The sequence below is a fragment of the Enterobacter sp. 296B2 genome (assembly GCF_034106185.1).
GTDB lineage: Bacteria > Pseudomonadota > Gammaproteobacteria > Enterobacterales > Enterobacteriaceae > Enterobacter > Enterobacter cloacae_N.
The window spans coordinates 21495-41240 of record NZ_JAWNCA010000024.1 but is presented as its reverse complement, the minus strand read 5'-3'; the positions used below and the strand labels follow the sequence as shown (position 1 = coordinate 41240).

The 19746-nt window shown below is 57.3% G+C and carries 15 protein-coding genes; 4 read left to right on the top strand and 11 right to left on the bottom strand.

Going from position 1 to position 19746, the window contains the following annotated elements; genetic code table 11:
* Positions 1 to 33: 33 nt before the first annotated feature.
* From URZ40_RS16945 to dgt, 3 genes are all read right to left on the bottom strand, one after another.
* Positions 34 to 1191, bottom strand: a complete 1158-nt coding sequence (locus URZ40_RS16945) for a CdaR family transcriptional regulator (protein WP_166710167.1) — start codon at positions 1189 to 1191, stop codon at positions 34 to 36.
* Between the two features lie 146 nt (positions 1192 to 1337).
* Entirely contained in the window at positions 1338 to 2774 is a 1437-nt protein-coding gene (gene degP, locus URZ40_RS16940) for a serine endoprotease DegP (protein WP_320720899.1), read from the bottom strand.
* A 131-nt stretch (positions 2775 to 2905) separates the two neighbouring features.
* Complete coding sequence (dgt, locus tag URZ40_RS16935) at positions 2906 to 4420, bottom strand: dGTPase (protein WP_320720898.1); 1515 nt, start codon at positions 4418 to 4420, stop codon at positions 2906 to 2908.
* Between the two features lie 82 nt (positions 4421 to 4502).
* Here dgt and mtnN point away from each other — a divergent pair, with 82 nt between their 5' ends.
* From mtnN to URZ40_RS16920, 3 genes are read left to right on the top strand one after another with little or no spacing between them, the layout of a single operon-like run.
* A complete protein-coding gene (gene mtnN, locus URZ40_RS16930; protein ID WP_320720897.1) occupies positions 4503 to 5201 on the top strand; it encodes a 5'-methylthioadenosine/S-adenosylhomocysteine nucleosidase in 699 nt (232 codons plus the stop codon).
* Positions 5194 to 5994: a vitamin B12 ABC transporter substrate-binding protein BtuF gene (gene btuF, locus URZ40_RS16925; protein WP_166710161.1), complete on the top strand. Its 801-nt coding sequence runs from the start codon at positions 5194 to 5196 to the stop codon at positions 5992 to 5994. The genes mtnN and btuF overlap by 8 nt, the downstream gene beginning before the upstream one ends.
* A 21-nt stretch (positions 5995 to 6015) precedes the next feature.
* Positions 6016 to 6639, top strand: a complete 624-nt coding sequence (locus tag URZ40_RS16920; RefSeq protein WP_320720896.1) for a TRIC cation channel family protein — start codon at positions 6016 to 6018, stop codon at positions 6637 to 6639.
* 58 nt (positions 6640 to 6697) lie between these two features.
* Here the strand turns inward: URZ40_RS16920 and erpA are convergent, their stop codons facing one another.
* Both erpA and clcA read right to left on the bottom strand, forming a co-directional pair.
* A complete protein-coding gene (gene erpA / locus URZ40_RS16915; RefSeq protein WP_008501923.1) occupies positions 6698 to 7042 on the bottom strand; it encodes an iron-sulfur cluster insertion protein ErpA in 345 nt (114 codons plus the stop codon).
* 79 nt (positions 7043 to 7121) lie between these two features.
* Complete coding sequence (gene clcA / locus URZ40_RS16910; RefSeq protein WP_320720895.1) at positions 7122 to 8522, bottom strand: H(+)/Cl(-) exchange transporter ClcA; 1401 nt, start codon at positions 8520 to 8522, stop codon at positions 7122 to 7124.
* 177 nt (positions 8523 to 8699) lie between these two features.
* On the opposite strand from clcA, the gene hemL reads away from it, so the two are divergent.
* The gene (gene hemL, locus URZ40_RS16905; RefSeq protein WP_116342595.1) at positions 8700 to 9980 is read left to right on the top strand and encodes a glutamate-1-semialdehyde 2,1-aminomutase; all 1281 of its coding nucleotides are present in this window, start codon (positions 8700 to 8702) and stop codon (positions 9978 to 9980) included.
* Between the two features lie 93 nt (positions 9981 to 10073).
* Here the strand turns inward: hemL and fhuB are convergent, their stop codons facing one another.
* From fhuB to URZ40_RS16875, 6 genes are all read right to left on the bottom strand, one after another.
* Positions 10074 to 12056 (bottom strand): Fe(3+)-hydroxamate ABC transporter permease FhuB, encoded by a 1983-nt coding sequence (gene fhuB / locus URZ40_RS16900; RefSeq protein ID WP_163330345.1) that lies wholly within the window; start codon positions 12054 to 12056, stop codon positions 10074 to 10076.
* Positions 12053 to 12943 (bottom strand): Fe(3+)-hydroxamate ABC transporter substrate-binding protein FhuD, encoded by an 891-nt coding sequence (gene fhuD / locus URZ40_RS16895; RefSeq protein ID WP_320720894.1) that lies wholly within the window; start codon positions 12941 to 12943, stop codon positions 12053 to 12055. The genes fhuB and fhuD overlap by 4 nt, the downstream gene beginning before the upstream one ends.
* Positions 12943 to 13740, bottom strand: a complete 798-nt coding sequence (gene fhuC, locus URZ40_RS16890; RefSeq protein ID WP_116342589.1) for a Fe3+-hydroxamate ABC transporter ATP-binding protein FhuC — start codon at positions 13738 to 13740, stop codon at positions 12943 to 12945. The genes fhuD and fhuC overlap by 1 nt, the downstream gene beginning before the upstream one ends.
* Before the next feature lie 50 nt (positions 13741 to 13790).
* Positions 13791 to 16040, bottom strand: a complete 2250-nt coding sequence (fhuA, locus tag URZ40_RS16885; protein ID WP_320720893.1) for a ferrichrome porin FhuA — start codon at positions 16038 to 16040, stop codon at positions 13791 to 13793.
* A 203-nt stretch (positions 16041 to 16243) separates the two neighbouring features.
* Positions 16244 to 17248 carry a fimbrial protein gene (locus URZ40_RS16880; protein ID WP_316380919.1) on the bottom strand — a complete coding sequence of 335 codons (1005 nt, stop codon included), beginning with the start codon at positions 17246 to 17248 and terminating at the stop codon, positions 16244 to 16246.
* A 12-nt stretch (positions 17249 to 17260) separates the two neighbouring features.
* Positions 17261 to 19738, bottom strand: coding sequence for a fimbria/pilus outer membrane usher protein (locus URZ40_RS16875; protein WP_320720892.1), 2478 nt, complete (start codon positions 19736 to 19738; stop codon positions 17261 to 17263).
* Between the last annotated feature and the right edge of the window lie 8 nt (positions 19739 to 19746).

Sequence of the window (19746 nt, the reverse complement as noted above, 5' to 3'; positions counted from 1 at the left end):
TCCCACAGGGAGAGGGTGAAAACGCACACTGCATCATCTCTGCTCGTCCAGCTGCAGCGCCACGTACAGCAGTAGCCTGTCGTCAAAGTTTCCCAAATCCAGCCCGGTCAGCTCCGAAATCCGGTTAAGCCGGTACTCCAGGGTGTTGCGATGAATAAACAGCGCTTTTGAGGTCGCCAGCGGCTGCACGTTATGGCGGAACCACGCCTGCAGGGTCCGGCGCAGCAAGCCGTTATTGTCCATTGCCTTCAGGCGCACTAACGGCCGCGCCAGCTCGTTGGCCTGCCAGCCACCGCGCAGGCTGTCGAGCAGCACCGGCAGCATCAGATCCTGATAAAAATAACTGCGGCTCTCCGGCATTCGCTGCTTGCCCACCATCATGGTGGTGCGCGCAGTACGCCAGGACCGGGCGATGCTGCCGGGCCCGGTAAAGTAATTGCCCAGGGCAACGCGAAAACGCAGCTGGCCGTTCTCCTGCATACGGGAGATCAGCAGTTCCACGCGACGACGATGATCCTCAGCATCCCAGCGGCCGAACGGATTGAGCGCAGGTTTGAGTACCACCATTTCCGTCAGCGAGACTATCGCCACCAGGTTGTCGCGCTCCGGCGTCGCCAGTGCATTTTGCAACTGCTGAAGTTCAGCCATCGCGCTGTCTACGCCAAGCTGTCCGCTATCGACCTCAATCACCGCCACCACGCGCGGCTGGTTCAGATCGATCCCCAGACGCTGCGCCCATTCGCTGAGAGCAGGGGTATGCTCTTCCGCCTGAATCAGGTTCATTACCAGCTCTTCGCGTAAACGGCTGTCCTGGGCAAGCAGATACATCAGACGCGACTGCTCCAGCATCATTTCCGCCGTCATACAGACCAGCTCGCCGTATTTACGCAGAGATTCCGGTTCGCCCGTCAGACCAATGACGCCAACAATTTCCCCTTCCAGACGCAGCGGCAGATTAATCCCCTGACGCACGCCGTGCAGGTGTTTCGCTACCGCATCGTCGATATCAACCACGCGGCCCTGAGAGAGCACCAGAAGCGCACCTTCGTGCAATTCCCCAATACGCTCGCGATCGCCGCTGCCAATAATGCGCCCGCGGGCATCCATTACGTTGATATTGGTATCAATGATGCGCATGGTGCGCGCCACGATATCCTGCGCCATTTTGGTATCAAGATGCCAGCCAGCCATGTAACCCTCCTGTGAGCAGAGCTCAAGCATAGGGAAGTTCAGCGACGGCTGCATTGTGCGAATGCACAAAGTGAGAGGGGGAAGTATGGAGTTGCGGTAGGCGTCACAGAAACGAGAAAGCCCCTGCACGCAGGGGCTTAAAAGGATTACTGCATCAGCAGGTAGATTGAGGTGTCACCGCGCTGGATATTCAGCGCCAGCACAGACGGTTTGCTGTCGAGGATTTTGCGCAATTCAGCGATGTTTTTCACCGGCTGCTGGTTAGCCCCAATAATCACATCACCTTTTTTCAGGCCGATACGGGCAGCAGGTGAATTCGCCTTCACGTTGTTCACCGCCACGCCTTTATCTGCGCCTTTATTGCTCATCTCGGCACCTTCAATACCGCTGAAGATAGTGCTGGAATCTACCTGATTCTGGCTGCTCTGCTGCAGCTCAAGGCTCACGTTAACCGGTTTGCCGTCACGCAGCAGGCCAAGGGTCACTTTGCTGCCAATCGGCATCGAGCCCACTTCCGCACGCAGGGCGGCAAAGCTGCTGATCGGTTTACCGTTCAGGGAGGTAATCACATCACCCGCTTTAATGCCCGCCTTCGCCGCAGAGGAGTTCGGCATAACCTGGCTCACGAACGCGCCGCGCTGCGCATCCACCTTCATCGCTTTCGCCAGTTCAGAGTTCAGCTCGGTACCCATAATACCCAGCTCGCCGCGTTTCACCTGGCCGTACTGCACCATCTGAGCAGTCAGGTTTTTCACCATGTTGCTCGGGATAGCAAAGCCAATCCCGATGTTGCCGCCGTCCGGTGCCAGAATAGCGGTGTTGATACCGATCAGCTCGCCGTTCAGGTTCACCAGCGCACCACCGGAGTTACCGCGGTTAATGGCCGCATCCGTCTGGATGAAGTTTTCATAGTTTTCCGCATTCAGGCCGCTACGGCCCAGCGCAGAGACGATACCGGAGGTCACGGTTTCACCCAGACCGAACGGGTTACCGATAGCGACGGTGTAATCGCCCACGCGCAGTGCGTCGGAGTCGGCAATCTTAATCGCCGTCAGGTTTTTCGGATCCTGAATCTGGATCAGCGCGATATCGGAGCGCGGGTCTTTACCCACCACTTTCGCATCGAACTTGCGGCCATCGCTCAGCTGAACCTTGATGCTGTTAGCGTTATCCACAACGTGGTTGTTGGTGACGACGTAGCCTTTCGCCGCATCAATAATCACCCCCGAGCCAAGCGCCATGAATTTCTGTTGCTGGCCGCCGCCCTGGCTGTCATCCCCTGCGCCACCGCCCTGACAGAACGGAGAGCTCTGGAATGGCGAACCGTCCTGGCAGAACGGTGAATTGTCACCGAAGAACTGCTGGAAGTTACGCGGCATACGCGGCGTATTGACGGTCGTGCTACCCTCAACGTTAATACTCACCACCGATGGCATCACTTTTTCGAGCATCGGTGCCAGGCTTGGCATCTGCTGCGCGGTTGCTGCCGACGACGCGGTCTCAGCTGCAGTAGCAGTCAGAGGAGACAGCGCTAAACCTAAACTCAGAGCCAGTGCACTCATTGCTAATGTGGTTTTTTTCATGTTTCTCAATCTCGATTTACAGGTAACGCAAAATTGCTGTGTAACTCAGATTCATTTTATACCGCTTAGTTCCGGCCATAAGTTTATGGAAAAGGTAAAAATTTATTGGCCGTCTTTACAAAACTCCGTGGTTATTCCACCGCCATGAGCTTGCGGTATTCATCCCAGGCATACAAATCCGTCATGCCGCTGATATAGTCCTGGATAAGACGGCAGCGATAATAATATTCCATCACCGGCCATTGGGGAGAATGGCGATCCAGCTTACCGATCGCCTCGACATAGGCCAGGCGATGCCGGGTAGAGAGTTTCTGATAAAGCCGCGATTCGATGGGTATTCTGCGCACGCGCTCGTGCTCCACCAGCTCGCTGAAATCGTCCACCGACAGCTGGAACAACGGGGAATAAATTTCCAGTAACCCACTGATTACCCGATAGCCCTGCAGCTCTAACTGCTCGACATCCGGATGGCTAAATACATGCCGCATCGCCACATGCTTATAAAGCTCAAGGAGTTGGCTGAAACTGCTGTCATCCTCCAGCAGCGCGTGGTTGAATTCCCCGCTGAAGATCTGCGACAAATTATCTATAAAGCGTGAGGCGGCATACGGCACCAGTTTATTTAATGTATTGACCCGTAAATACATAAAGAACTGATCTTCCGTACTGCGGCTTAACGTATTTGAGCGCGATTTTTCCCAGGCATTTTCGACAACCTGCGCGAACAGCGATCCTTTTTCATGGGTTCCCCATGCTGCATAAAGATGCTGATAAAGCTCCTCGACGCTGAATATTCTTTTCTCGACGGCATCTTCCAGGTCGGCCACGCAATAGGAAATATCGTCGGCGGCTTCCATAATCCACGTCAATGGGAAGCGGCCGTTTGGCGTCAGGGAAAGTTCTTTACGGAGCCGTTCTATATAGGCCTCTTCGGAAAGGTAATAGCCCGGTTTTTTCATTAAATAACTGTGGGACGCGGGCGTTTCCCCCATCCACCAGGCGGGACGCGTATATTTCAGAATGCAGCCGACCTGCGCCCAGGTCAGGTTCATGCGCATCAGAGAGTGCACCAGCCGGATCCCCTGCGCATTGCCCTCAAAGTGACAAAGGTCCTGGCGCACTTTGCGGCGCAGATCGTTTAGCCCTTCTTCGCCCTCACGCAGGCGTAAATCACGCACGATGCAGCGGTCATCGCTGAGTGGCTGGCTTACCGCATCCGACGGATGAAGCCGCTGTTTAAACCAGTCATTAATAGCCGCCTCGCCAAAGTGGCCAAAAGGCGGGTTGCCGATATCGTGCATCAGGCAGGCCATCTCAACGATGCTCTCGAAGGGCCCCGTCAGCTCATCCAGGCCATAGGTTTCCAGTAAACGTTGCTCTTTGAGGCGGCTTAAAATCTCTTTGGCAATATAACGCCCGACCTGCTGCACTTCCATTGAGTGGGTTAAGCGCGTGCGCACCGCGGCGTTACGCTCCAGCGGGAACACCTGGGTCTTTTGCTGCAAACGCCGGATGGCGGGTGAGTTAATGATCCTGCCGCGATCGCTTTCGAAGATACGCAGGATCTCATGTTCGCTCTTTTCGCCCTGCGGCGAACGGAAACGTCGGTGCCAGTTAATTTTGGTACGAAAATCGATTGGTGACATGTGCTCCCCCGCGTGAGAATGCGTTTCCCCTTAACCGCATGATAGACTATGCCTCTTAACAAGGCACATCGCGAGTAAATCTATGAAAATCGGCATTATTGGTGCAATGGAAGAAGAAGTTACGCTCCTGCGTGACAAAATTGAGAACCGTCAGACCCTCTCTCTCGGGGGTTGTGAGATCTACACCGGCCAGCTGAACGGTGTTGAGGTGGCTCTGCTGAAATCAGGCATCGGTAAAGTGGCTGCTGCGCTGGGTGCGACCCTGCTGCTTGAGCGCTGCAAGCCGGACGTCATCATTAACAGCGGCTCGGCAGGCGGCCTGGCACCGACGCTGAAAGTGGGTGATATCGTTGTCTCCGACGAAGCGCGTTACCACGATGCTGACGTCACCGCGTTCGGCTACGAATACGGCCAGCTTCCGGGCTGCCCGGCAGGGTTTAAAGCTGACGACAAACTGATTGCGGCGGCAGAGACCTGTATTGCTGAGCTCAACCTCAACGCGGTGCGCGGCCTGATTGTCAGCGGTGATGCGTTCATCAATGGCTCCGTCGGTCTGGCGAAAATCCGCCACAACTTCCCGCAGGCAGTTGCCGTTGAGATGGAAGCGACCGCGATTGCGCACGTTTGCCACAACTTCAGCGTACCGTTTGTAGTGGTTCGCGCCATCTCTGACGTGGCAGACCAGCAGTCTCACATCAGCTTCGACGAGTTCCTGGCCGTTGCAGCGAAACAGTCTACCGTGATGGTGGAACGCCTGGTGCAGAACCTGGCACGTGGTTAAACAGTCCCTCAGGGCGCTGGTCGCCCTGCTTCTGCTCGCACCGGCGTGGCTTTTCGCCGCGCCGCGTGTGATTACCCTCTCCCCCGCCAATACCGAACTGGCGTTTGCCGCCGGGATCACGCCCGTTGGCGTCAGCAGCTTTTCGGATTACCCCCCACAGGCGTCCGGCATTGAGCAAGTGGCAACCTGGCAAGGGATGAACCTTGAGCGCATCGTGGCGCTTAAACCGGATCTCGTGCTGGCCTGGCGTGGTGGTAACGCCGAGCGGCAGGTTAACCAGCTCACCTCGCTTGGCATCAAAGTCATGTGGGTTGACGCGGTAAGTATTGAGCAAGTCGCCCAGGCGCTGCGCGCCCTGGCGCCTTATAGCCCTGCGCCTCAAAAAGCCGAGAGTGCGGCGAACCAGATGCTCAGCGACTATGCTGCGCTGAAAGCCCAATACGATACGCCAGCCAAAAAGCGCATCTTCCTGCAGTTTGGCAGCCAGCCGCTGTTCACCACCGGAAAAGGCTCGATTCAGAACCAGGTGCTCGAAGTCTGTGGCGGTGAAAATATCTTTGCTGCCAGCCGGGTACCGTGGCCTCAGGTGAGCCGTGAGCAGGTTCTGGCGCGCCAGCCGCAGGCCATCGTAGTGGTCGGAAATGCGAGCGAGATTCCTAAAATTAAACAATTCTGGCAGAGCCAGCTAAAAATTCCGGTGATCCCGCTTAACAGCGACTGGTTTGAACGCGCCAGCCCGCGTATTATCCTCGCCGCAAAACAGCTCTGTGCCGCCCTGGCAGAGAGCCACTAACATACGTTCGAGGATTTAGCGATGCTCGTTTATTGGCTGGATATTCTTGGTACAGCCGTTTTTGCTATCTCCGGCGTCCTGCTCGCCGGAAAACTACGCATGGATCCGTTTGGCGTGCTGGTGCTGGGCGTGGTGACCGCCGTGGGCGGCGGGACAATCCGCGATATGGCGCTGGATAATGGCCCGGTGTTTTGGGTGAAAGATCCTACCGACCTGGTGGTGGCGATGGTGACCTGTCTGTTAACCATTGTACTGGTTCGCCAGCCTCGCAGATTACCGAAATGGATCCTGCCGGTGCTGGATGCCGTGGGCCTGGCCGTGTTTGTGGGGATCGGGGTGAATAAAGCCTTCAATGCCGGAACAGGGCCGATGGTGGCGATCTGCATGGGGGTGTTGACCGGCGTAGGCGGCGGGATCATTCGCGACATCCTGGCGCGCGAAGTACCGATGATCCTGCGGACTGAAATCTACGCCACGGCCTGTATAATTGGCGGGATTGTGCACGCCACGGCGTACTACACCTTCGCGATACCGCTGGAAAATGCGGCCATGCTGGGGATGGTCGTTACGCTGGTAATACGTTTAGCGGCGATACGCTGGCACCTGAAGCTGCCGACGTTTGCGCTGGATGAAACTTCAAGATAGTCGTCGTTTATAAGCCCGGTGGCGCTTCGCTTACCGGGCCTACAATCCGCATTCAGGCTTAAATGCTAAATGAAGAACCACACCCGCAGGTGCTTGTTGCGTTCGGGTTGGTCACCACAAAGCGCGAACCTTCCAGACCTTCGGTATAATCCACCGAACCGCCTACCAGATACTGCAGGCTCATCGGGTCAACCACCAGCGCGACGCCCTGCTTCTCAATGGTCATATCGCCGTCGTTCACCTGATCGTCAAAGGTAAAACCGTACTGGAAGCCGCTGCAGCCGCCACCGGTAATATAGACACGCAGTTTCAGATCCGGATTGTCTTCGTCGGCAATCAGGGTTTTCACTTTGTTGGCTGCTGCTTCGGTAAATTCCAGCGGCACAGCTACGTCATCACTCATCTTATGCTCCCATGAATACTGCTATTGGGTAAAATTCACCCAATTCTTTTCGTCATTATCTAATACCCTGGTAATTCATTCAAGTATTCTGCGTGGTGGCCCGCTCCGCCTCTTGTTTTGCCAGGGTACGCGCGAGGATGGTGGAGTATAGCGGTTTTCCACCCAGGAATTGGGCTAATAGTGTCGCCCCGAGACAGGTAATGATCATTGGCAAAATGAGCTGGTAATTATCCGTCATCTCCAGCACCAGCACTATGCCGGTTAACGGCGCACGCAGGGACGCGGCCAGCAGTGCCCCCATCCCGGCCACGGCAAAGGTGCCAGCGTCCAGATGGTAAGCGGGGAAACCCGCCTCAGCCGCCATACCAAACGCGGTGCCGAGCAGCGTTCCCAGCGCCAGCATCGGGGCAAAAATCCCGCCGGGAGCGCCGGAGGAGAAGCACAATACCGTCGTGATAACCCGGGAGATAAACATAAACAGCAGCAAACCCACGCTGAAGTTTCCGGCTGCAGCAATGGGAATAAGCCCGAAGCCACCGCCCGCGGCATTCGGTTCGATAAAGCCGAGCACGCCGCAAATGCCACCCAGCAGGCCGCCCATCAGCACCCATTTCGTGGTATTGCCGCCGTGAACGCGCTGAAACATATCCTGAGCGCGTAAGATAAAGGCATTGAACAGCGGCCCCACCACGCCAAAAATCATGCCGAGGATCAGATATAGCCACAAGGTGTTCACCGGTGCGTTGGTCAGTTTACCGACTTCAATCACCGCCCCTTCGCCATTAAAGATGCGAAAGACAATGCTCGACATAATGACGCCAGTAAACACCGCTTTAATGGAGATCAGGTTGTAGCGGAACTGCGCGCGCATCTCTTCGATGATGAACAAAATACCCGCAAGCGGCGCGTTAAATGCCGCAGAAAGCCCCGCCGCTGCACCGGTGGCCAGCAGCGTATGGCGCGCCTCGGCGCTACGCATACGGAACAGATCGCCCACCATGCGGCCGACGTTCCCCCCCAGCTGCACCGTTGGCCCCTCCCGGCCTAGCACCATCCCCGCGCCCAGCGTCCCCATGCCGCCGATGAATTTAACCGGGATCACCCTACACCAGCGCACCGGACGCAGCTCCTCCAGCGCGCCTTCAATTTCCGGAATGCCAGACCCGCCCGCTTCCGGGGCGAATTTACGCACCAGAAAATACCCCACCATGGCAAACAGCGCAGACAGGCCGAATGCCGCTACCCATACCAGCCATTCGCTCTCGGCGAAACCGGCTACGGTTCCCACTCGCCAGTTGAGTACGGCATTAACCGCTTTTTCAAACGCCACGCCAACCAGTCCTGCAAGGGTACCCACCACGGCAGCGGCCAGCAGGATCGCCAGAGGCGTTTTATCGCGATTGAGCAGCCGCCGAATGCTGATTCGGTGCTGGGCGCGCGTAAACTGTTGTTCTTCAAAAGACGGAGAATCTGATTTCATGTCCTGTTCTTATTCGTCATACAAAAAGCCGCGCAGATTTTACCAGAGACCTTCCCTGCGTCGCCTGAAAAATACTTAACAAATCTTAAAGCATTACCCGGCTAAAAATTTCATAACCTTCCACGAATCACTTAGAATAGTGTGCTTAATCATTTTATACGAACCAGGAACGACGCCATGAGCAAGTCTGAAAACCTCTACAGTGCAGCCCGCGAGCTTATCCCAGGTGGCGTGAACTCACCTGTTCGCGCCTTTACCGGCGTGGGCGGAACGCCGCTGTTTATTGAACGTGCTGACGGCGCGTATCTGTATGATGTCGATGGCAAAGCCTATATCGATTACGTCGGTTCCTGGGGGCCGATGGTTCTCGGACATAACCACCCTGCCATTCGTAACGCGGTCATCGAAGCCGCGCAGCGCGGCCTGAGCTTCGGTGCACCAACCGAGATGGAAGTGAAAATGGCGGAGCTGGTTACCGAACTGGTGCCTACCATGGACATGGTGCGTATGGTGAACTCCGGTACTGAAGCCACCATGAGCGCCATCCGCCTGGCGCGCGGTTTTACCGGTCGCGACAAAATCATCAAGTTCGAAGGCTGCTACCACGGCCATGCGGACTGCCTGCTGGTGAAAGCGGGCTCCGGCGCGCTGACGCTCGGCCAGCCAAACTCGCCTGGCGTACCTGCGGATTTCGCGAAGCACACCCTGACCTGCACCTACAACGATCTGAACACCGTTCGCGCGGCGTTCGAGCAGTATCCGCAGGAAATCGCCTGCATTATCGTTGAGCCGGTTGCGGGCAACATGAACTGCATCCCACCGCAGCCTGACTTCCTGCCGGGCCTGCGCGCCCTGTGCGACGAGTTCGGCGCGCTGCTGATCATCGATGAAGTCATGACCGGCTTCCGCGTGGCGCTGGCGGGTGCCCAGTCTTACTACGGCGTTGAGCCGGACCTGACCTGCCTCGGCAAAATCATCGGCGGCGGCATGCCGGTCGGTGCTTTCGGTGGTCGTAAGGACGTGATGGAGGCCCTGGCGCCAACCGGCCCGGTTTACCAGGCGGGCACGCTCTCCGGTAACCCAATTGCCATGGCTGCGGGCTTCGCCTGTCTGACCGAAGTGGCGCAGCCGGGTATTCATGAAACCCTGACGGACCGCACCACGCAGTTGGCAAACGGTCTGCTGGAAGCCGCAGAAGAAGCGGGGGTTCCGCTGGTTGTTAACCATGTCGGCGGCATGTTCGGGATTTTCTTCACCGATGCGAAAACCGTGACCTGCTACCAGGACGTGGTGAAGTGCGACGTTGAACGCTTCAAGCGCTTCTTCCACCTGATGCTGGAAGAAGGCGTGTACCTGGCACCGTCCGCGTTCGAAGCGGGCTTTATGTCCGTGGCGCACAGCGAAGAAGATATCAATAACACCATCGACGCTGCGCGTAAGGTGTTTGCGAAGTTGTAAGATGTGCGGCCTGGTGCCCTCACCCCAACCCTCTCCCACGGGGAGAGGGAGCAAACACTAAAACGGCAATCCAGGGATTGCCGTTTACTTTTATTACCGACTCTGCTTTCTCAACAGATAGATGAAGTACGGCGCACCGATAAAGGTCGACAGCAGGCCCGCCGGGATCTGATACGGGAACAGCACCATCCTTCCACACCAGTCGGCAAACACCAGAATGACCCCGCCCGTCAGGGCCGACATCACAATATGCGGCATCGTTCGGCGGAAACCCATCATTCTGGCGATATGCGGTGCCATCAACCCTACAAAGCTCAGCGGACCGATGGTCATGGTGGCGGTTGCCGTCAGACACGCCGCCAGCAGCAGAAGCGCGACGCGCGTTGGCGTCAGCGCTAAGCCAACCGCACGCGCGGTTTCGCCCCCCAACGGCAAAATGGTCATCCAGCGACGACACAGCGGCACAATTGCCAGCAGCACGATCATAACGCTTCCTGACCAGGCAACCTGGCTGGCGGTGGCGTTGTACGTTGAGCCGGAAATCCAGGTCAGGATCTTCGCCATGCGCGGATCGCCGCTCGCCTGCAGCATCATCAGCAGCATGGTAAAGGCGGTGCTGAGGGCCATACCGGCCAGCAGCATGCGGTGTGGAGAAAATCCGCCGCGGCCCGAGGCAACCAGAATAATCATCAGCGTGACCGCCGCACCGATACTTCCGGCAGGCATCAGCCAGCCAAACGCATTGCCCGGCACCAGGAACAGCATCAGCACCACGCCAAAGGCAGCGCCGGAGCTGATCCCCAGCACTTCAGGGCTTGCCATCGGGTTGCCGGTGAGACGCTGAATAATACAGCCAGCGACCGCCAGCATTACGCCAGCAAACAACGCAGAGAGAATACGCGGCCAGCGCCACTGTAATAGTTCGTTGAGTAAGTCACCCGTTGCCCAGTGCCAGCCTGCGGCATCGCGCCCAAACGCGAGGGCGGCAAACGAGGCGATAAGCAACACCGCCAGACCGGCAAGGCTGAACCACAGCACCGACTGACGTTCAGCATAGACCTTATCACCGGCGTCCATCGCCGGCGCGCTGATACTGCGCAGGCGCGGGAGCAGCCACAGCAGCAGAGGCGCCCCGATAAGCGCCGTTGCCGACCCCGTAGACACTTCCATCCAGACGCGCGCCAGCCAGAGAATGATCTGATCGGAAAGCCAGAGGATCAGCGCGCCAATCAGCGGCGCCAGCAGCAGACGCGCCAGCAGGCGACGCGCCCCGAGCATTTTCGCCAGCAGGGGCGCAAAGAGGCCAATAAACCCGATGATGCCGACCGCGTTAACCAGCAGAGCACTGAGCACAATCGCCAGGGTGAGCGCCGCCAGGCGAGCCAGCGACAGCGCCAGCCCCAGGTTGCGCGCCACGCCATCATCCAGCCCCATGAGCGTCAGCGGACGCAGCAGCAGCAGCGTCAGCACGACGCCGCCCGCCAGCTGCGGCCACAGGCGCTGCACAACGCTCCAGTCGGTCTGGGTGAGCGTACCGGTACTCCACAGGAACATGCTTTGCAGCTGATCGTGATGGAACAGCACCAGCAGCTGATTAATCGCGCCGCAGTAGAGGCTGACCACCAGCCCGGCCAGGATCAGCGTTACCGGGGAAAGGCGCTTGCCCCAGGCGACGCCAAAGACCAGCGCCCCCACCACGCACGCTCCCGCGAGAGCGGCAAACTGCGCGGTTAACGCCCCGGGTAACGCCCAGAGCGTGGTTATCGTGATCCCAAGCTGAGCCCCCGTCGCGACGCCCAGGGTTGTCGGCTCTGCCAGCGGGTTACGCAACACCTGCTGGAACAACACGCCCACCAGCCCTAAACCGGCCCCGACCAGCAGTGAAATCGCCAGACGCGGCAGCAGGCTGTAGTGGAACAGCATCTGCTGAATATTGTCGATATCCGGCGAGGCCAGCGCGGCGCCCCACTGTGCGCGCGGTAATGCCGTCGAGAGATTGAACCCGGTGAGAGCCAGCGCAACCAGGAAAAGCAGGAACAACAGCAGCACCGGGAAACGGGCGATACGCGTACTCATGCTTTGCCTCCCAGCGCGTTATCCAGCACGCGGGCAAAATGCATGGCCGACAGCGTCGCGCCGTAGAACCATACTGCAGGTGCGCGCTGGAAGCGCTTCTCGCGCACAAACGGCATCGCCTGCCAGAGCGGCGTCGCCATCAGCGTTTGCATCTCGCGTTCGTTGCCGTGGTCGAAGCACAGCACGTCCACATCGCGAAACGCCGCCAGACGATCGATACCGACGGCGGTGCTTCCCCAGAAGGTCATCTCCCCTTCCCAGGCATTGCTAATGCCGAAGCTGTCCAGCACCTCCTGGAACAGGCAGTTTTTACCGAAGACCAGCATATGGCGGGCATCCAGCAGCGTCACCATCAGCAGCGGGCGATCTCCCCGGTTGGCAAAACGCGGCTTCAGGGCGGCAATCAGGACATCGAAGTCATCGAGATGCTTTTTGGCCTCCGCCTCGCGGTTGAGGAAATGCGCCATCTCGTTAATGGAGTTTTTCGCCACGGTCAGCGGTTTTTTACCGTCGCTGAAGGAAAAACCGCGCCCGGGCGCAATCCGCGCCATGGTCTCTTCTGACGGACCGTAGCCCGCAGACCAGAACAGGAACGACGGTTTCATCTGAGTGAGCAGTTCGAGGTTTGGCTCCGTGCGCAGGCCGATGTCGATCACCGAGTCCGGCAGCTTCGGCTCGTTCACCCAGAGGTTATAGTTTGGAATATCCGCCACGCCATACGGCGTGACGCCCAGCGCCATCATCAGTTCGACCGGCAGCCACTCCAGCGCCACAATGCGGTGCGGATCGACGGCGGCAGCGCGCGCCGCATTCATTTTAAACAGCAGCGGTGAGAGCGCCATTGCCGTCAGAAGACGACGGCGGCTAAGGGAAATGTTATCCAGCATCAGTATACGAAGCTCACCGGTGCAGCCCCGGCCGGGTGAGGCAAAATCCCCATCGGAATACCGTAAATATGTTCCAGCGTTTCGCTGCGCATCAGTTCAGACGGCGTGCCCTGGGCAATCATTTCGCCGCCACGCAGCGCGACGAGGTAGTCACAGTAGCGTGCCGCCATGTTGATATCGTGCAGGACCGCGATCACCGTCAGGCCACGCTGCTGGCTTAAGCGATGCACCAGCGCCAGCACGTCCACCTGATGGGCGATATCCAGCGCAGAGGTCGGTTCATCCAGCAGCAGGCAGCGGCTGTCCTGCGCCACCAGCATCGCAATCCACGCCCGCTGACGTTCACCGCCGGACAGGCTGTCCACCAGACGGTGCGCCAGCGGTTTTAGCCCCACCAGCGCAATCGCCTCTTCCACTTTTTCTCTGTCGGCGACGCCGAAGCGCCCAAGCGCACCGTGCCACGGATAACGCCCAATCGCCACCAGCTCACGCACCGTCATCCCTTCCGCCTGCGGCAACTGCTGCGGCAGATAGGCCACTTTGCGAGCAAAGGCTTTGCTGCTCCAGCTCTCCAGCGGCTGGTCATCCAGCAGAATAGCGCCTTCTGAAGGCGGCTGATGGCGCCCCAGCATCTTGAGCAGCGTGGATTTACCGGAGCCGTTGTGGCCAATCAGGCCCGTCACTTTACCGGCCGGAAACGTCAGAGAGAGCGGATGCAGCAGCGTGCGCCCGGGTACGCGAAAGGAGAGTTGATTGAGCGTAAAGGTGGTGTCGGATTGCGTTTTATTATCCTGCATGTCAGCCAACTTAAATAAAAAGGGCACGGCGAACCGTGCCCAAAAAGCGATTAGAAGCGGAAGGTCGCGGTGGCAACAACCTGACGTTCGGCACCCCAGAAGCAGCCGTAGGTATTGAAGCAGCTGGCGACGTACTCACGATCGAACAGGTTGTTCACGTGAAGCGCAACGTTAGAGCCAGCCATGCCAACGCGAGCAAGATCGTATCTGACCAGCGCATCCACCACGGTGTAGCTGCCTACTTTGAAGGAGTTCGCCGGATCGCCATAGCTGGAGCCCGTATAACGCACGCCGGTACCCAGCGTCAGACCGGACAGTGCACCATCAAACAGCGTGTAATCGCCCCACAGCGACGCCATGTGTTTTGGCACCTGAGCAGGCGTGTTGCCTTTGTAGTTGGTGTCCGTGGTGTACTCGGCATCGGTGTAGGTATAAGAACCGACAACGTTCACGCTCGCAGACAGGGCCGCTTTCGCTTCCAGCTCTACGCCACGGGCGCGGATCTCGCCGCCTTCAACGGAGAAGAAGGAACCCGCAGGGTCGGCCATCAGGTTGTTGGTTTTAGTCAGCTGGTACAACGCACCGGTGACAACGATCGGACGATCGTTCGGCACGTATTTCACGCCCGCTTCGTACTGTTTGCCTTTAGACGGCGAGAACAGTTTACCCTGGGCATCGGTCTGCGAAGCCGGTTCAAACGATTCGCTGTAGCTGAAGTATGGGGTTACACCGTTATCAAACAGATAGTTAACGCCACCACGCCAGGTGAACTGGGTGTCATCACGTTTGGAGGTGGTGTTCAACACGCGGTTATACGATTCCTGATCGGCCCAGTCATAACGACCGCCAAGCGTCACCAGCACTTTATCCCACTGCGCCTGGTCCTGTACGTACAGACCCGTCTGTTTCTGACGGTTGAGGATCTGATACGGGCCGGAGGTTGCAGGATCTTTTGAACCGAAATCAAAGTCGCTGTTTACCGGGTTGTAGAGATCCAGCAGCGGAACAGAATCGTCGTAGCCGAACCAGGAGTTGATATCGTTACGCATGCGCATAAAGTCAACGCCGGTCAGCAGGACGTGGTCCACCTCACCGGTCGAGAATTTGCTCTGCAGCTGGGTATCAACGGTGAAGTTCTGCAGTTTTTCATTATCGACAACGTATTTACGCGCCAGGTAATGGCCTTTATCTGCCGGGGCTAACGCGGCACACTGTTTGTTCCCGCTGTTTGCCGGATCGGTACATACGCCATAACCGTAAACGCTGTTTTGCGAGGTTTTATTCTCGGCAAATCGCAGGTTCTGACGCACGGTAAAGGTATCGTTGAATTCGTGGTCGAAGCTGTATCCCACCATCTTCTGGTTACGGGAATAGGTGTTGTTCTTCGCGCCTTCGTTGAAGTTCGTTGGCAGACGATCGCCGTCAGGCAGCGGATCAACCGTCCCCTCTTTTGGCAACCAACCGTAGTAGCCCGTTTCAGGCTCGTTCTGGAAGTAAGAGAGGAACGTGAAGGTGGTTTTGTCATCCGGACGCCAGGAGAATGATGGCGCGATGGCATAACGCTGCTCTTCCGCACGCTCCTGCTGGGCGTTGTTAGAGCGTGCAACGCCCGTTAAACGGTACGAGTAAACACCGTCATCATCGATCGCATCGCTAAAATCAAAGCCGGTCTGGAACAGGCTGTCCGTACCCACCTTGAACTGGATCTCTTTCAGCGGTTCGGTTGTCGGGCGCTTACTGACCATGTTCAGCAAACCGCCAGGGCTGCTTTTGCCGTACAGAACGGAAACCGGACCGCGCATGATCTCGGCGCGCTCCAGCATGTAAGGGTCAATTACCGCGTCGTTGTAGAAATTCCCCTGCATTTTCATGCCGTCGAGGTAGTTATTCTGCGACTGCCCATCCGCCGCGAAGCCGCGAATGATCAAATAGTCATAGGTATTAGACGCACCGCGCGTGCCTACCGCAACGCCCGGCGTGTAGCTCAGGGCTTCTTTCACCGAGCGCGGCTGGTGCAGCGCCATCTCTTCGGCCGTCACCACAGAAATAGACTGCGGAACCTTCTGGATTGGCGTATCCGTTTTCGTGCCGGTGGCGGATTGCCTTGCAGCGATAGTCGCAGCGGGCCCCCAGGCACTTTCCTGGGCAGCAGGTGCTGCGGTTACCGTAATGGTCTCTTCTTTTTTCTGGGTTTCGGCAGCATGTGCGTACGTAGACATGCCGGCAACCGCTGTGGCTACGACCGCCGCGACTTTACGCAGCGACGTGGTAATTGGCTGAGCAGTATTGGAAAGCGCCATGTTTATCTCTGATGGAAAAGTGAATGATAACGTAAACGAGAATTATTATTATGACCGCAGAATAATATGCGAAACGCTGGTTGCATAGCAAGCAGTAAGCGGCCCTACAAGATTTAAGGGTTTAAGAATTAACCAGATGAAAACAGGGGGTTAATAAGTGTAGTGAAATGATCGTTTAAGCCCGCCGGAGCGGGCAGGATGGATTATCGGTAAAAGACTTCGAACGTCGCGACAGAGTCGACTTTGCCGGCTTTAATCTCTCCCGTCTTGATGTAGCGGGCCTTGAGCGGGATCTCGACAGGGACTTTGTCCTGCGTACTGGTTATGGCCGTGTAGTTCTGATCAAAGTGCAGAACCGTATTATTCTGGTCAAGGATCTGTATGCCGACGCCATCGGCGGCAGAGTCTCCGGCAGCAATGCCGAGAATATTGCCGTTCGTGACCCCCGTTGAACCCGCGCTGGTAAACTGATAATCAACCTTTGTGCCCGCCGCACAGTCGGTGATTTCAATCCTGAAGCTGCTGTCCGTGAGTATGTCTGAGTACTGGCCGTTAAAGTCCTGGGTGTTGACCGTTTTCAGCGGCACATAAATGTTTCGGTCAACCAGGTTACAGGTGTTGGTTGTAATGCGAACGCTGGCAGGAGAAAAACGCATCTCACCTATCACCGCGTTGCCCAGAATGTCCATTGAGGTTAATCGTGAGGTATCGAGATACCCTTCCTGGATATCGCCCGTCACCACCAGCTGTGCGGCGGCACGAAATACCGATTTGCTTTGCGAGCTTCCATGTGTCGATCCCAGATAGTGCATCGGCCTGAGGATATCTTCCTCGTTGTAGCTGGGGAACTGCTCGTTCGACGATGCCGCACGGATGCCAATACCCGGCACGTTGGTCTGGTAAACCCCGGTCATCACATCCTCCCGCGCGTCGGTATCGGTCAGATACAGATATCCGCGCCGAATTTGCGCTTCACCGCTACAGTCCACCAGCACCTCTTTACTTTCAACGCTGGCATCATAAATCACGGTGCCGACGGGCGTATCGGGCTGGACAATAATCACCGGAGGAAGTTGAAACGTTACGACAGCATCCACGCCAGCGCTGCCGTTAAAGGTACATTCAGCCCGGGCTGAATGGAAAAAAAGGCCCGCCAGCAAAAGCAGCACGGGCGAGAGAAACGTATTGACTGAACGGTGGAGAATCATGAAATACCTCTGTTAATGGCAGTTGACCGTTGCTTTGACGATCCCTGCCGGGCTCTCTGAAGGAATATCCAGCGTCCCCTGACACTGCCGATCGCGCTCTTCCCCCCACTGCACACTAAACATGGTTTTGCCGGACAGCCCCGTCAGGTAAACCTCACCGTCATCACCCACGATGGCAGTGGTGTTATCCAGCGCTACGACGGCACCAAACGGCACGGGTTTGCCCGCATAAAGCAAAGTCACCAGCGCGCGTCGTCCAACGCGGGCATCGAAGGTGGCGTGCAGCGCGGCGCCTTTCGTCGGGACGAGATCCTTCGTCGCCGCGTCGATATCAATATCTTCCCGATCCTGAGTGTTGACCGTAATGACGTTGTGTCGATAGGCGGTCAGGGAGGGAACGATCGCGTTACCAAAACGATCGGTTGAAATGCCGCGTCCGTTTTGCACTTTGACGTTATCGCCATCTTTAATGTGCACAATGGCGAAGGCGTCGCGCACGGGTTGCCCCAGCGTCACGCCATGCTCGTGAGCAACGATTGACCCCTGAGCGCTGTAATTCCACTGTCGATTGTCGCCGCCGTAGCTGTACCCCATCCCCACTTCACCGGAAGCGCCGCGGTAACGCCCGGACAGGCTGCCACCGTAGCCCGTATCCTGGCTGGCGTAGGTCTGCTGGAGGTTATAGCTCAGCTTATTGTCCTCAAGAGCAGTACCGCCGAGCCCGACCTGATGCGAAACAAACCCACCGCTGGCGGTGTTAGCGCTGTAGGTTACCCAGGCATCAGGCAGCCATTTCGATAAGGGAATATTGACCGTCAACGCCATTTGCCGGTCGGTATCGGCATCTGGCGTGCGGGTCAGGTTGTAGCTTATCGACCAGGTGATATTGCGCCAGCTGGAGCTCAGCCCCGCGCTGACGCTACGTTCGTGGCCGTCCATGTCCCAGTAATCCTGCTGATAGCCGTTGAGATAGGCCGAGCCCCAGTCTGAAATACGCTGGGAAAGGTTGAGCTGCATGCGGCTACGGCGGTTGTTGGTTCTGCGGTAGGTATAAATGCCGTCATCGATCTCGCTGTCACGCTGATCGAGAGCTTCCTGAAAGGTATAAAAACCCGAGGTGGAGTAGCGATAGCTGGCAAGCGTCACGGTCGTATCCGTGTCAGGAATATCTTTCGAATACTGAGCCCGCCAGGATAAACCGCTGGCATCGTCACGTCCGTCATCAAACGCGGTACGCGCGGCGGTGAGATCGACAGATGCCGAGCCGAAGTGTCCCAGGTCGGCGCCGAGCCCCAACAGCAAAGCATGATACAGGGACGCCCCCATCGCGCCGGTATACGCCGTAACGCCGTAAGGCAGACCATAGATGGCCGTGCCTTGCGCAAAGATCGGTTCATCTTCACCTTCATTACCGCGATAGCGCCCAGCTGCCAGTGAATACTTAAAACCACCTTCCCGCTGCAACACCGGCACCGAGGCGCTGGCCTGGATGAAGCTATGCTCGCTGCCGTCCGCCTCTTCGACAGTCACTTCCAGATCGGCGCCGGATGTTACCTGGCTTAAATCGCGGATCTCAAACGGCCCCGGCGAGACGTTCGTTTGATAAATGATGTAGCCGTTTTGCTTAATAGTGACTTTCGCATCGCTATTGGCAATACCGCGCACGACTGGCGCAAAGCCCTGCTGGCTGACGGGCAGCATAGAGGAGTCCGTTTCCAGCTTCACGCCGGTCATCTGGACGCTGTCAAAAAGCTCGCCGTTGGTATACGTCTGGCCAATCTCAAGCTGGCTTTTTAGCGTTTTGATGTCGCGTTGTAACGTGCTGGCAATGGCCTCCCAGCCGGAAGCGTCGCTCCAGGTGCTGTTATTGCGCAGCCGCCACGCTCCAAGGTTAATCCCCGACTCCAGGCCAAGCCAGGTCGAAGAGGTTTTGCCCGAGCTGTAGTGCTGCTGAGAACCGCTGAGTTGATAGCTTGTCCAGGCGGCAGGCGCGCCGTCATCCCAGAATTTTGGATGTATCGCGCCAGCGGCAGCGTGGTCGCGATACGCCTGCGGGATGACCAGCTTCAGGGTCTGGTCATCCTGGTTGTATTCGTAACGGGCATTTTCAATAAAATGGGAGATATCGCGAACGTAAGCGCCGTCATCCAGATCTTTTAAGTCCGGGATCGCGTCGACTTTCACGCCGTAATCACGCAGGTCCGCTTTCGTTAGCTCCGGCAGCAGGCGCTGTTTATCGTCAGAGAGCACGTAGGCGATGGGACGTTTATCCACAACGTCCCGATCCCACATGACTGTCGTGAGGTAGCTTCCGGCAAGTAACCCGTTATCGTTGATGAAGTTTTGTAGCGTAGAGGTATTTTCGAGCGGCGTATCCAGTTCAAGGATCCGCAGGTTAAATTCGTCATCGGCACTTGCAGGCTGGATCGCGGCGAGCAGCGCCAGCGCGATCCCGGACAGTACCTGTTTGTGGAGCAGAGATGACGACATAAAATACC